Consider the following 12,892-nt stretch of genomic DNA (forward strand, 5'->3'; position numbering starts at 1 on the left):
GGTGCTCCTCGCGGCTCGGTCGGGAACGGATGAGGACGAGGCCGGACGCCGGGGACAGGGGACGACCCCGGGTACTCCGGCCGTGGGCCGCCGGGACGTCCCGGCGGCCCACGGAGCGGATCAGCTGGTCAGCTTGATCTCGTTGAACACCTCGTCGTTGACGGGACTGACGGGGTAGGACTCGACGCGGGACGCGAAGCCGAGCGACGGCGCGGGGTTCGCCAACGGGATCCCCGGCAGGTACTTCATGATGTCGTCGTTGATCTTCTCGTACAGCGGGGTCTGCTCCTCCAGCTTGCTCACGCCGCGTGCCTTGGTCAGGGCGTCGAACAGACTGGGATTGTTGAACCCGAACTCGGGCTTCTGCCGGCCGAAGAACACGCCGACGAAGTTGTCCGTGTCGTTGTAGTCACCCGTCCAACCGAGCAGATGCAGGCCGTGGTCCGCGGTGCCCTGGATCTTGTCCAGGTAGTCCGGCGACCACTTCAGCGGCTTGGGGTTGACCTTGATGCCGACCTCGGCGAGCTGGGCGCTGAGGTTGGTGAAGGTCTGCTCCGGGGTTGGCATGTAGGGCCGGGACACGTTCGTCGGGTAGTTGAAGTCGATCGTGAACCCGTTGGGGTAGCCGGCCTCCTTGAGCAACTGCTTCGCCTTGGCCTTGTCCGTCGGGTAGGAGGTGACGTTCGGGTTGTAGCCGTTCACCGACTCCGGCACGAACTGGGTGGCGACCTTGGTGCCCTCGGGCAGCGTCTGCTTGACCAGGGCCTCCTTGTCGATGGCGTAGGCGATGGCCTGCCGCACCCGCAGGTCCTTGAGTTGCTTCTTCGCCTGGTTGAAACCGAGGTAGAGGATGTCGAACGGGTCGCGCTGGAGGACCTTCATGCCCTTGTCCTTCAGTGACTGGGTGTCCGCCGGGGCGACCAGGTCGTACCCGTCGATGCTGCCGGACTCGAGCGCCTGACGGCGGGCGTTGGGGTCGTCGATCACCCGGAAGATGATCTTCTTGACCTGGCCCTTGTCTCCCCAGTAGTTCTCGTTGGACGAGAGCTGGACCTGCTGGCCGACGTCCCACTTGTCGAACTTGTAGGGACCGGTGCCCACCGGGTTGCCCTTGGCGTACTCGCTCAACTGCGGCGAGTCCGCGGTGCCGGCGACGGCATCGGCGTTGTACTTCTGCATGGCGGTCGGACTCTGCATCGCGAATGCGGGCAGGGACAGGGAGGCGATGAACCCGGCGAACGGCTTGGCCAGCGTCACGGTGGCCTCGGTGTCACCGGAGGCGGTGCACGACTTGTAGACCGCGTTCTCCGGCTTGTCCTTGTACCCCTTGAAGAGCGAGGTGTAGTAGTACGCCAGGTTCTCGGACTGCTGGATGCCCTTGAAGTTGTACCAGCGGTCGAAGTTGGCGCACACGGCCGCGGCGTTGAACGGGGTGCCGTCCTGGAACGTCACGTCCTTCTTCAGGGTGAAGGTGTGGCTCAGACCGTCGGCCGAAGTCTTCCAGGACTCGGCCAGCAACGGCGCGGGGTCGGCCGTGCCGGGCTTGGTGCCGACGAGGCCCTCGAACACCTGCCGGCTCACTCGGAAGGACTCTCCGTCGCTGGCGAACGCGGGATCGAGGGTCTTGGGGTCCGACGACGCCGCGAAGACGAACGTCGAGTTGACGGACCCGCCGCTGCTGCTGCCGGACCCCGTCCGCTGGCTCTGCACGCAGCCCGAGAGCGCGAGGGCGCTGGCGACCAGGACCGCCGTCGCTCCGACCGCACGAGTGCGCGGGCGCCGTCGGCGGCCGGGCCGTGGTGTTGCTGACATGGCATCTCCTTCGATGCGAGTGGAAGGCGGGGTCCGCTCCTGCGACCCGCCCCGCGGGCTGCTGTGGCGCGCCTCACGTTGGTCAGGAGCCTAACCCGAGGGGCGCTCGGTGCGCCGCCGCCACGGCGTGAGCGGGGGAATACGCGCGTTCAGCGCGTCGAAGGGGTGCGCGAGGCGGGACTCGAACCCGCACGCCAAGGGGCACAGGAACCTAAATCCTGCGTGTCTGCCAGTTCCACCACTCGCGCGCGCCCGGAGGCGCCGTCAGTCTACCGGCGGTGCGGTACCGGCGGTGCGGCTGCGGCGGTACCGGCGGTGCAGCCACGTGCGGACGGGGTTCGGTCGACGGTCAGTCGATCCCGAGGTCGCTGCGCAGGCGCGCGACGTGCCCGGTGGCCCGCACGTTGTACTGGGCGCGCGTGACGGCGCCGTGCTCGTCCAGCACCACCGTCGAACGCAGCAGACCCTCGTAGGTGCGCCCGTAGTTCTTCTTCTCGCCCCACGCACCCCAGGCGGCGGCCACCGCGTGATCGGCGTCGGAAAGCAGGGGGAAGGTGAGCCCCTGGTCCTCGGCGAAGGCCGCGAGCTTCTCCGGCGGATCCGGGCTGATCCCGACGACGGCGTAACCGGCCGACTGCAACGAGGCGAGACTGTCGCGGAAGTCGCAGGCCTGTTTCGTGCAACCGGGCGTGCCCGCGGCCGGGTAGAAGTAGACGACGACCTTCCGGCCCCGCAGGTCGGCCAGGCGCACGTCAGCGCCGGTGGCGTCGGGAAGGGTGAAGTCGGGAGCGGGATCGCCACTGCTCAGTCGGTGCATGGCGCCCATCGTCGCACGCCGGTCGCCGGTGAACAGCGGGCCCCAGCGGTCGGGCCCCGTCCGCGCGTCGTGGACGGTCAGTCCGCTGACGACCGCTACACTGGTACGCATGCCTGAGCCGTCACTCTGGCCGACCAGCCGTCTGTTGTCGACGGCGGCGCGACTGGTTGAGCACTCCTGGAACGAAAATCTCGCGTCCATCGGCGTCACCCACGCCGGTGTGATCGCGCTCGACGTGTTGTCGGCCCATGGGCCCATGACGCAGGCCCGTCTCGCCTCCCTGGTGAAGGTGCAGGCTCAGACGATGGGCAAGACGCTGCACCGGCTGCAGATCCACGGCCACGTCGGCCGGCAACGGGATCAGCAGGACCGGCGCAGTCACGTCGTGTCGATCACCGACGCCGGCCGGGCCGCGCTGGAGAGCTCGCAGCGGATCGAGCGGGACCTCCTGCCCGGCGGTGACCGCAGCAGTGACGAACTGCGCGATCAGCTCGTCGACATCATCACCAGCCTGGGCGACGCCCGCTGGCAGACCTCCGGAGTGCTGCCCGACGACGGAGACCTGTCGCCGGCCGCCAGTTCCTGAGTCGGCCCGCTGAAACCGATCCCGGGTGCGTGGATGCGGAATCGGTTCGATTTCGTCATCGGACCGTGTGACTGCTAGGCTCTCATGCTGTTGCCGACGATGTCGGAACGGGCGCCTCTAGCTCAATTGGCAGAGCAATTGACTCTTAATCAATGGGTTCTGGGTTCGAGTCCCAGGGGGCGCACCCCACCACGAACACCCTCCGGTCCAGCGGGCCGGGGGGTGTTCGTCCATTCCGGATGAGAGGATCCGGAGATGGCGTTCTCCACCCGACCGAAGCAGAGGAACCTGCACCCCAGCGACCTGCTCGGCACCGACCTGCCGGTCGTTGCGGCACCCATGGCCGGGGGGCCGGGCACGCCTGCACTCGCGCGGGCGGTGGCCGACGCCGGCGGTTTCCCGTTCCTGGCCGCCGGTTACCTGAGCGCGGAGTCGTTCGCCGACCAGATGGACGCCTTCCGGGCCCTGGGATGCCCGTTCGGGGTCAACCTGTTCGTCCCCGGCCCGGACGACATCGATCGGGAATCCTTCACGGCCTACGCCGAGCGGCTGCGGTCCGACGCCGACCGGTACGGACTGACCCTCGACCCGGTTCCGGTCACCGGGGACCTCGACGCGTGGCCGGAGAAACTCGACCACCTCGTCGCCGACCCGGTGCCGGTCGTCTCCCTCACCTTCGGCCTGCCCGACGCCACGGACATCGCGGCGCTGCGGCGGGCCGGGACCCGCGTCCTGGCCACCGTGACGACGCCGGCGGAAGCGCGGGCCGCACGGGAGGCGGGCGTGGACGGTCTGGTCGTGCAGGGAGCGGCCGCCGGCGGCCACAGCGCCACCTGGGAGGCGTCGCGCACCCCGCGGGACATCCCGACGGCGGACCTCGTCCGGGACGTGGTGGCAGCCACGGGCCTGCCCGTCGTCGCCGCCGGCGGCGTCGACGGCGTCACCTCGGTGCGGCGGCTGCGGGAGGCCGGGGCCGATGCCGTGGCGGTCGGCACCCTGTTGCTGCGCACGGACGAGGCCGGCACCTCGCGGACCCACCGGGACGCCCTGACCGACCCGGACCTCGGACCGCCGGTGATCACCCGGGCGTTCACCGGGCGGCCCGCCCGTGGGCTGCGCAACGCGTTCATCGACCGGCACGACGCGGCAGCACCGGTCGGCTATCCCGCGATCCACCACCTGACCCGGCCCCTGCGGCGTGCCGCGGCCGACGCCGGCGACGCCGACCGGGTGCACCTGTGGGCCGGTACCGGTTACCGCAACGCCAGGACGGGCCCGGCCGGCGCCGTGATCCGCGGCCTCGTCCGCGCCCTCTGAGCCGGACGGCGACCATCGGGCCGCGCTCCGACGCCGTGCTCCACCGGCACCGTGCGGCGTCGGCCGTCAGCGCACCGTCACCCGCAGGATGGAGGAATTCGTACCCTGGTCGGTGAGCACCCACAGGGATCCGTCGGGGGCGGCTGCGACGTCCCGCAGTCGGCCGTACCGGCCCTGCAACTGAGCCACCGGCTCCCCGGCGCGTTCTCCGTCGAGAGGCACCTGCCACAACCGCTCGCCGCGCAGCGCGGCCACCCACAGCGAGTCACCGAGGATCGCCGCGCCGGACGGTGAGCTCTCCGCCGTGGAGGGCCAGACCACGACCGCGTCGATGTACTCCGACCGGTGCGGGGCACCGGTGACCTCCGGCCAGCCGTAGTTGCCGCCGGCCCGGATCAGGTTCACCTCGTCGTCGACCGCGGGGCCGAGCTCCGTCGCCCAGAGCCGGCCGGCGGCGTCCCAGGCCAGGCCCTGCACGTTGCGGTGCCCGTAGCTGTAGACCGGGTTGTCCCCGAACGGGTTGCCCGGTGCCGGCCGTCCCTCGACCGTGACGCGCAGGATCTTCCCGCCGAGCGCGGACCGGTCCTGCGGAGCGCTGCGGTCCTGCGCGTCACCCGTACCGACGTAGAGGTAGCCGTCCGGGCCGAAGGCGATCCGGCCGCCGTTGTGCGTGGTGTTCTTCGGGATGCCGGTCAGCACCACGCGGCCGTCGGTGAGCCCACCGTCGGCGTACCGGAAGGACTCGACCCGGTTGTCCGACTCGGCCGTGTAGTAGAGGAACACGCGCTGGTCGGTGCGGAAGCGGGGAGAGAGGGCGATGCCGAGCAGGCCGCCCTCGCCGGCGGGGCGGGCCCGCGCGATCCGGCCCACTTCGGTGGCCGTCCCGTCCTGGACCAGGCGGACGGTGGCGGTGTCGCGTTCGGTGACCAGCGCCCCGCCGTCGGGCAGGAACGCGACCGCCCACGGCGAGTCGAGCCGGTCGACGACGGTCTGCACGGTCGGTTCGGGGACGGCGCTCGCGGTCGGTAGCGACCCCGGGGCGGATCCCGACGGCGATCGACCCGAGGCCGTGCTGGACCCGGCGGGGGAGGCGCCCGACGGCGGGTCACCGGCCGTGCAGCCGGTGACCACCAGCGTGATCCCCGCCAGGACGCCCAGCAGGACGGTGCCGGAGCCGGCGCGTGGTCGGCGGGAGGAGCGGGAAGGGGGCGAGTCGGGTCTCATGGGAGTCCTCAGTCTCGGGAACACCATGATGACACGGCGTGGCTAGGGTGGACGGCATGAGCCAACCGCGCCCGCACGTCGCCACCGTCCCCGAACCCTGGCTGCTGGAGGACATCGGCGAGGTGCCCGGCGTCGAGACCGTCCTGTGGGACGTCACGGGCCCGGCCCCCGAGCATCTGGCCGACCGGATCGACACGGTGGTGCTGCCGTACGCGCGCGGGTACGACGGCGACGCCGTGCGCGCCCTGCCGAACCTGGCCACCGTCCTGACCCAGACCACCGGCTACGACGGGGTGGCCGAGACGGTCGGGTACGGGCCGGCCATCGTCACCGCCGCCGGGGTGCACGCCGCTGCGACGGCCGAGCTCGCCGTCGGGCTGATCCTGGCCTCCCTGCGCGGCATCGACGTCGCCGCCCGGGACCAGGTGCACCAACGCTGGCGACCGGAACGACGCCGCTCCCTGGCGGACCGCCGGGTGCTGCTGGTCGGCGTCGGCGGCATCGGCGAGCAGATCGCCCGCCGGCTCGAGCCGTTCGAGGTGACGCTGACCCGGGTCGCCGCCCACGCCCGGACGGACGAACGGGGGGCCGTGCACGGCACCGACGAGCTGGTGGCGCTCGCCGGTGATCACGACGTCCTCGTCGTGATCACCCCGCTGACCTCCGACACGCACCACCTGGTGGATGCGACGGTGCTGGCCGCCCTGCCGGACGGCGCGCTGGTCGTCAACGTGGCCCGGGGAGCGGTCGTGGACACGGACGCGCTGACCGCCGAGGTCACCGCGGGCCGGCTGCACGCCGCCCTCGACGTCGTCGACCCCGAACCGCTGCCGGCCGGCCACCCGCTCTGGTCCGCGCCGAACGCGCTGATCACCCCGCACGTGGGCGGCAACGCCTCGGCGTTCGAGCCGCGCATCGTGGCCCACCTGCGGCACACCTTCGAGCAGCTGGTCCGCGGCGAGGAACCGGCCAACCTGGTGCGGCGCACCGACGGCTGACCGCCGCGCTCAGAGGTTGGCGAACCGCTCGGCCATGAACCGGGTGAAGTCCTCGGCGTCCTCCTCCTGCTCCAGCCACCGCGGCCGGCCGCCGACCGTGAGGCGCACCCGACCCGGGACGGTGACGCCGACGCGGACCCCGACGTTGGTCTCCACCTCGTAGCGACTGCCCCCGCCGCACCCGGCGTGGACCAGGTTCGTGGCGTTGACCGCGATCGCCGGCTCGACCGGGGTCAGGTCCGGCAACAGGAACGGGGCGAAGACCACCTCGACGGGCTTCATGCAGTAGCCGACGATGAAATCCCGGCGCGACCCCGGCGCGGTGCCCGGATAGTCGACCGAACCGTGACCGTAGATCAGGTTGTACGACCCGAACGTGGCGATCTGGCTGTCGAAGATCCGGTGCAGATCCGCCTTGAGCCGGTCACCGTCGTCGGGAGTCATCGCGCCTTTCGCCGGTCGAGATCCGGCCGGGTTCTCGTCGTGGTCCGGTCCGCCCCGGTCGCGCTGTGAGGCGGGGGAGTGCCCCCAGTCTACGGACGGAGCGCGGCCGGGGTCGCGAGTCAGAACGCCAGCACCAGCCGTCCCCGCACACCGCCGGCCTCCAGGCGCCGATGCGCGTCGGCGGCCTGCTCGGCGGGCAGGGTGTCGGCCACCCGCAGGGTGAGCGTGCCGTCCTCGACGGCCCGCCGCAGGGCGTCCAGCTTCGCGCCCGAGTGGTATTCGGTGAACACCCAGATCTGGTGCACGGTGACGTCGCTGCCCTCGACGCCCTCCCAGTTGCGGACGGTCGCGAATCCGCCCCCGGAGCGGACCGCCGGCAGGGCCAGCTCGTTCTGTACCGCGCCGTCGAGCAGCCCGTCGACGCCGTCGGGCACGATGGCGCGGATCTTCTGCGCGACGTCGTCCCCGCGTTCGACGATGTGGTCGGCGCCCAGGGAGGCGACCAGGTCGCGGTCCTTCGGGGCCGCGTCGGCGATCACCGTCAGGCCGCGCTGCTTGGCCAGCTGCACCGCGTAGTTGCCGAGCGTGCCGGCGGCGCCCGTGACGGCGAAGGTGCCGCCGGCGGGAATGGCCAGCTCGTCGAGGGCCTGCACCGCGGTCAGCCCGTTCATCGGCAGGGTCGAGGCCTCCTCGAGGGAGGACCCGGCCGGAATCCGGGCGAGGGAGTCGGCATCGGCGACGAGGTACTGCACGTAGGCGCCGCCGTGACCCTTCCGCGGCAGGGCGATCGCCATCACCTCCTCACCGACGGACCAGCCGGAGGTGTCCAGCCCCCGGTCGGGGTCCGGGTCGCCGACCTCGTCGATCACCCCCGCGGCGTCCATGCCGGGCACGACCGGGAACGGCAGCTCGCTCGTCCCGTAGTTCCCTTCCCGCACCCCCGTGTCGGTCGGGCTCACGGCCGCGGCGCGCACCGCGATGCGGACCTCGCCGGGACCGGCGTGCGGGGCCGGGACCTCGTGCAGCGTCAGGTTCTCGGGACCGCCGTACGTGTCGACGCCGACGGCCTTCATGGTGCTGTTCCTGGTGGTGGTGTCCATACCGGGGCGAACAACGGTGCGCCCGGATCATTCCCGCCGCCGGATCCGGGCACCGGCTCTGGGCACCGGCCCGGGCGAGCGGCGCGCCGGGAGCCGCCCCGTCGTCACGGAGCCGTCCCGGAGCCGACTCGCACGTCGGAGCGGCATAGACTCCGGGCATGAGCGTTGAGAACACGGTGGACATCAAACCTCGCAGCCGGGACGTGACCGACGGGCTGGAGAAGACGGCAGCTCGCGGCATGCTCCGCGCGGTCGGGATGGGCGACGAGGACTTCGGCAAGCCGCAGATCGGCATCGCGAGTTCGTGGAACGAGATCACCCCGTGCAACCTCTCCCTGGACCGGCTCGCGCAGGCCGCGAAGGAGGGCGTGCACGCCGCCGGTGGCTACCCGCTGGAGTTCGGGACGATCTCCGTCTCGGACGGCATCTCGATGGGCCATGACGGGATGCACTTCTCACTCGTCTCCCGGGACGTGATCGCCGATTCGGTGGAGACCGTGATGATGGCCGAGCGCCTCGACGGCTCCGTGCTGCTGGCCGGCTGCGACAAGTCGCTGCCCGGCATGTTGATCGCCGCGGCACGCCTGGACCTGGCTTCCGTGTTCCTGTACGCCGGGTCCACCATGCCCGGCCGGGTCAAGCTCTCCGACGGGCAGGAGAAGGAAGTCACCATCATCGACGCGTTCGAGGCGGTCGGCGCGTGCGCGGCCGGGCTGATGAGCCGCGACGACGTCGACCGGATCGAACGCGCCATCTGCCCCGGGGAGGGCGCCTGCGGCGGCATGTACACCGCCAACACCATGGCCTCGGTGGCCGAGGCCATGGGCATGTCCGTGCCCGGCTCCGCCGCCCCGCCGTCGGCCGATCGCCGCCGTGACAACTTCGCGCACCAGAGCGGCGAGGCCGTCGTCGAGATGCTGCGGAAGGGCATCACCGCCCGGCAGATCATGACCAAGGAGGCGTTCGAGAACGCCATCTCCGTGGTGATGGCCTTCGGCGGCTCCACCAACGCGGTGCTGCACCTGCTCGCGATCGCCCGGGAGGCCGAGGTCGAGCTCACCCTGGACGACTTCTCCCGGATCGCCGACCGGGTCCCGCACCTGGGCGACCTGAAGCCGTTCGGCCGGTACGTGATGAACGACGTCGACCGGATCGGCGGGGTGCCCGTCATCATGAAGGCCCTGCTCGACGCCGGCCTGCTGCACGGGGACTGCCTGACCGTGACGGGGAAGACCGTCGCGGAGAACCTCGCCGACATCAACCCGCCGGACCCGGACGGGAAGATCCTGCGCGCCCTGGCGGACCCGATCCACCCGACCGGCGGCATCACCATCCTCACCGGCTCGCTCGCGCCGCAGGGTGCGGTGGTCAAGTCCGCGGGGTTCGACTCGGACGTGTTCGAAGGCACCGCCCGCGTGTTCGACGGCGAGCGCGCGGCGATGGACGCCCTCGAACACGGCACCATCACCGCCGGCGACGTCGTCGTCATCCGCTACGAGGGACCCAAGGGCGGCCCGGGAATGCGGGAGATGCTCGCCATCACCGGTGCGATCAAGGGCGCGGGACTGGGCAAGGACGTGCTGCTGCTGACGGACGGCAGGTTCTCCGGCGGCACCACCGGGTTGTGCGTGGGGCACGTGGCCCCCGAGGCGGTCGACAGCGGGCCCATCGCGCACGTGCGCGACGGCGACCGGATCCGGCTGGACGTCGCCGCCAAGACCCTGGACGTGCTCGTCGACGAGGCCGAACTGGCCGCCCGGGCCGAGGGGTTCACCCCGCGCGTCCCCCGGTTCACCACCGGGGTGCTGGGCAAGTACGCGAAGCTGGTCCACTCGGCGTCGGAGGGCGCCTGGGTCGGCTGAACCGCCACCGGTGGACGGCTCGTCTCGCATAGTGAGACGGGCCGTCCGCGTGTTGACACGATTGTCGCGCCGGGACGACACTGGGGTCATGCAGAAGCTGATTGTCGTCGTACTCGACCGGCGCGTGGCGTAGGAGGCCTCTCCGCAGCTCCTGCAACGCACGCCCAACCCCGGTGCCGCAAGGCTGAGGGGTTTTTTTATTGCACGGCGCTCCGGCGCACCGCGGGCGACCATCACGAGCGAGATCGAAGGACCAACCGATGAGCAAGGGACAGACTGCCAGCCCGGCGCTGATGGCACACACGTCCCGGGCAGGCGCGCCAGCCCGGGAATCCGCACCGGTGCCCCCGGCGGTCCCGACGGTCCCCGATGGCGGCCGTGCCCCCGGGACCACCGCCGCGACGACCGCCGTCGCCCCCTCCGCCTCCTCCGTCCAGGGCCCGAACCGCGTCGTCGAGCCGGTGCAGATGACCGGCTCCGAGGCGATCGTGCGGACCCTGGAGGAGCTCGGTGTCACCGACGTCTTCGGCCTGCCCGGCGGTGCGATCCTGCCCACCTACGACCCGCTGATGGACTCCACCCGGATCCGGCACATCCTGGTGCGCCACGAACAGGGCGCCGGCCACGCCGCCCAGGGCTACGCGATGGTCACCGGCAAGGTGGGGGTGTGCATCGCCACCTCCGGGCCCGGCGCCACCAACCTCGTCACCCCGATCGCCGACGCGCACCTGGACTCGGTGCCGATGGTGGCCATCACCGGTCAGGTGTCCAGCGCCGTGATCGGCACCGACGCCTTCCAGGAGGCGGACATCGTCGGCATCACCATGCCGATCACCAAGCACTCCTGGCTCGTGACCGATGCGCAGGAGATCCCCCGGGTCCTCGCCGAGGCGTTCCACATCGCCGGCAGCGGACGGCCCGGTCCCGTGCTGGTGGACATCTCCAAGGATGCCCAGCAGGCAGCCATGACGTTCAGCTGGCCGCCGAAGGTCGAGGCCGCCGGCTACCGGCCGGTGCTGCGGGGCCACGCCAAGCAGTTGCGTGAAGCCGCCCGGCTGATCGCCGGCTCCTCCCGGCCGGTCTTCTACGTGGGCGGCGGCGTCGTCAAGGCTCACGCCGCGGAGGAGCTGCGTCACCTCGCCGAATACCTGGGCGCACCGGTCGTGACGACCCTGCAGGCGCGTGGCGTCTTTCCCGACTCCCACGACCTGCACTTCGGTATGCCGGGCATGCACGGGGCCGTGTCCGCCGTGGCCGCGCTGCAGCAGGCGGATCTGCTGATCACGCTCGGGGCCCGCTTCGACGACCGGGTCACGGGCCAGCTCTCCAGCTTCGCGCCGGGGGCGAAGGTGATCCACGCCGACATCGACCCGGCGGAGATCTCGAAGAACCGGACGGCCGACGTGCCGATCGTGGGCTCGGTCAAGGAGATCATTCCGGACCTCACGGACGCCCTGACCGCCGAGTTCGAGCACACCGGCCGGCCGGACCTGAGTGCCTGGTTGGCGACGCTGCGCCGGCTGCGGCAGACCTACCCGCTGGGCTGGACCGAACCGTCCGACGGACTGGTCGCCCCGCAGCAGGTGATCTCCCGGATCGGCGAGCTGACCGGGCCGGAAGGCGTGTACGTCGCCGGCGTGGGCCAGCACCAGATGTGGTCCGCGCAGTTCATCAGGTACGAACGGCCGCACGCGTGGCTGAACTCCGGGGGAGCGGGCACCATGGGCTACGCCGTGCCCGCCGCGATGGGGGCGAAGGTCGGCAACCCGGACCGCGTGGTGTGGGCGATCGACGGCGACGGCTGCTTCCAGATGACCAACCAGGAGCTGGCCACCTGCACGATCAACCGGATCCCGATCAAGGTCGCGGTGATCAACAACTCCTCGCTCGGCATGGTCCGGCAGTGGCAGACGCTGTTCTACGACGGCCGCTACTCGCACACCGACCTGAACACCGGGCACGACACCGCGCGGGTCCCGGACTTCGTCAAACTGGCCGAGGCGTACGGCTGTGCCGCGCTGCGCTGCGAGCGGGAGGAGGACATCGACGCCACGATCGAGCAGGCGCTGGCCATCAACGACCGGCCGGTGGTGATCGACTTCGTCGTCAGTCCCGACTCGATGGTGTGGCCGATGGTGCCCTCCGGGGTGAGCAACTCGGCGATCCAGGTGGCGCAGAATCTGACCCCGCAGTGGGAGGAGAACGACTGATGGCACGTCACACCCTGTCCGTGCTGGTCGAGGACAAGCCCGGTGTGCTCACCCGGGTCGCGGGCCTGTTCGCCCGCCGCGCCTTCAACATCAACTCCCTCGCCGTCGGTCCCACCGAGGTGCCGGGGGTGTCCCGGGTGACCGTGGTGGTCGACGCCGACGCCGGGCTCCTCGAACAGGTGACGAAGCAGCTGAACAAGCTGATCAACGTCCTGAAGATCGTCGAACTGCTGCCGGAGACCTCGGTGCAGCGCGACCACGTCCTGATCAAGGTGCGGGCCGACGCCGCCGCGCGCCTGCAGGTCGCCCAGGCGACGGACCTGTTCCGCGCCTGGATCGTCGACGTCGCCCCCGACTCGGTGGTGATCGAGGCGACCGGGACGGCCGAGAAGCTGAACGCGTTGCTGGCGGTGCTCGAGCCCTTCGGGGTGCGGGAGATCGTCCAGTCCGGGACCCTGGCGATCGGCCGGGGCCCCCGCTCGATGAGCGACCGCGCGCTGAGGAGCGCGTAGCGCGTAGCGT

The 12,892-nt window shown here is 71.2% G+C and carries 11 protein-coding genes and 2 tRNA genes; 7 read left to right on the forward strand and 6 right to left on the reverse strand.

The window, feature by feature from the left end:
* Positions 1-120 precede the first annotated feature (120 nt).
* The 3 genes from BKD30_RS01775 to bcp all read right to left on the reverse strand — a co-directional run bounded on the left by BKD30_RS01775 (position 121) and on the right by bcp (position 2,638).
* Positions 121-1,812, reverse strand: a complete 1,692-nt coding sequence (locus BKD30_RS01775) for an ABC transporter substrate-binding protein (RefSeq protein ID WP_083955916.1) — start codon at positions 1,810-1,812, stop codon at positions 121-123.
* A 166-nt stretch (positions 1,813-1,978) separates the two neighbouring features.
* Positions 1,979-2,060 (reverse strand) — tRNA-Leu (locus tag BKD30_RS01780).
* Positions 2,061-2,161: 101 nt separating this feature from the next.
* A complete protein-coding gene (bcp, locus tag BKD30_RS01785) occupies positions 2,162-2,638 on the reverse strand; it encodes a thioredoxin-dependent thiol peroxidase (RefSeq protein ID WP_076701343.1) in 477 nt (158 codons plus the stop codon).
* 100 nt (positions 2,639-2,738) lie between these two features.
* On the opposite strand from bcp, the gene BKD30_RS01790 reads away from it, so the two are divergent.
* From BKD30_RS01790 to BKD30_RS01800, 3 genes are all read left to right on the forward strand, one after another.
* Positions 2,739-3,215, forward strand: coding sequence for a MarR family winged helix-turn-helix transcriptional regulator (locus BKD30_RS01790; protein ID WP_076701147.1), 477 nt, complete (start codon positions 2,739-2,741; stop codon positions 3,213-3,215).
* A gap of 111 nt (positions 3,216-3,326) precedes the next feature.
* Positions 3,327-3,399 (forward strand) — tRNA-Lys (locus tag BKD30_RS01795).
* A gap of 71 nt (positions 3,400-3,470) precedes the next feature.
* Positions 3,471-4,532, forward strand: a complete 1,062-nt coding sequence (locus tag BKD30_RS01800; protein ID WP_076701150.1) for an NAD(P)H-dependent flavin oxidoreductase — start codon at positions 3,471-3,473, stop codon at positions 4,530-4,532.
* 66 nt (positions 4,533-4,598) lie between these two features.
* Here the strand turns inward: BKD30_RS01800 and BKD30_RS01805 are convergent, their stop codons facing one another.
* Complete coding sequence (locus BKD30_RS01805) at positions 4,599-5,756, reverse strand: PQQ-dependent sugar dehydrogenase (protein ID WP_076701152.1); 1,158 nt, start codon at positions 5,754-5,756, stop codon at positions 4,599-4,601.
* A gap of 56 nt (positions 5,757-5,812) precedes the next feature.
* Between BKD30_RS01805 and BKD30_RS01810 the strand changes: the two genes are divergently transcribed.
* Positions 5,813-6,754 carry a 2-hydroxyacid dehydrogenase gene (locus tag BKD30_RS01810; RefSeq protein WP_076701155.1) on the forward strand — a complete coding sequence of 314 codons (942 nt, stop codon included), beginning with the start codon at positions 5,813-5,815 and terminating at the stop codon, positions 6,752-6,754.
* 9 nt (positions 6,755-6,763) lie between these two features.
* Here the strand turns inward: BKD30_RS01810 and BKD30_RS01815 are convergent, their stop codons facing one another.
* Both BKD30_RS01815 and BKD30_RS01820 read right to left on the reverse strand, forming a co-directional pair.
* Complete coding sequence (locus tag BKD30_RS01815) at positions 6,764-7,198, reverse strand: hypothetical protein (RefSeq protein ID WP_076701157.1); 435 nt, start codon at positions 7,196-7,198, stop codon at positions 6,764-6,766.
* Positions 7,199-7,317: 119 nt separating this feature from the next.
* Positions 7,318-8,298 (reverse strand): NADP-dependent oxidoreductase, encoded by a 981-nt coding sequence (locus tag BKD30_RS01820; RefSeq protein WP_235861273.1) that lies wholly within the window; start codon positions 8,296-8,298, stop codon positions 7,318-7,320.
* 158 nt (positions 8,299-8,456) lie between these two features.
* On the opposite strand from BKD30_RS01820, the gene ilvD reads away from it, so the two are divergent.
* The 3 genes from ilvD to ilvN all read left to right on the forward strand — a co-directional run bounded on the left by ilvD (position 8,457) and on the right by ilvN (position 12,882).
* Entirely contained in the window at positions 8,457-10,160 is a 1,704-nt protein-coding gene (gene ilvD, locus BKD30_RS01825) for a dihydroxy-acid dehydratase (RefSeq protein WP_076701160.1), read from the forward strand.
* Between the two features lie 260 nt (positions 10,161-10,420).
* The gene (locus BKD30_RS01830; RefSeq protein ID WP_076701163.1) at positions 10,421-12,370 is read left to right on the forward strand and encodes an acetolactate synthase large subunit; all 1,950 of its coding nucleotides are present in this window, start codon (positions 10,421-10,423) and stop codon (positions 12,368-12,370) included.
* Positions 12,370-12,882 (forward strand): acetolactate synthase small subunit, encoded by a 513-nt coding sequence (gene ilvN, locus BKD30_RS01835; RefSeq protein ID WP_076701166.1) that lies wholly within the window; start codon positions 12,370-12,372, stop codon positions 12,880-12,882. Before BKD30_RS01830 ends, ilvN begins: the two co-directional genes overlap by 1 nt.
* The last annotated feature ends 10 nt before the right edge of the window (positions 12,883-12,892 follow it).

It is taken from the genome of Tersicoccus phoenicis (assembly GCF_001968835.1).
GTDB lineage: Bacteria > Actinomycetota > Actinomycetes > Actinomycetales > Micrococcaceae > Tersicoccus > Tersicoccus phoenicis.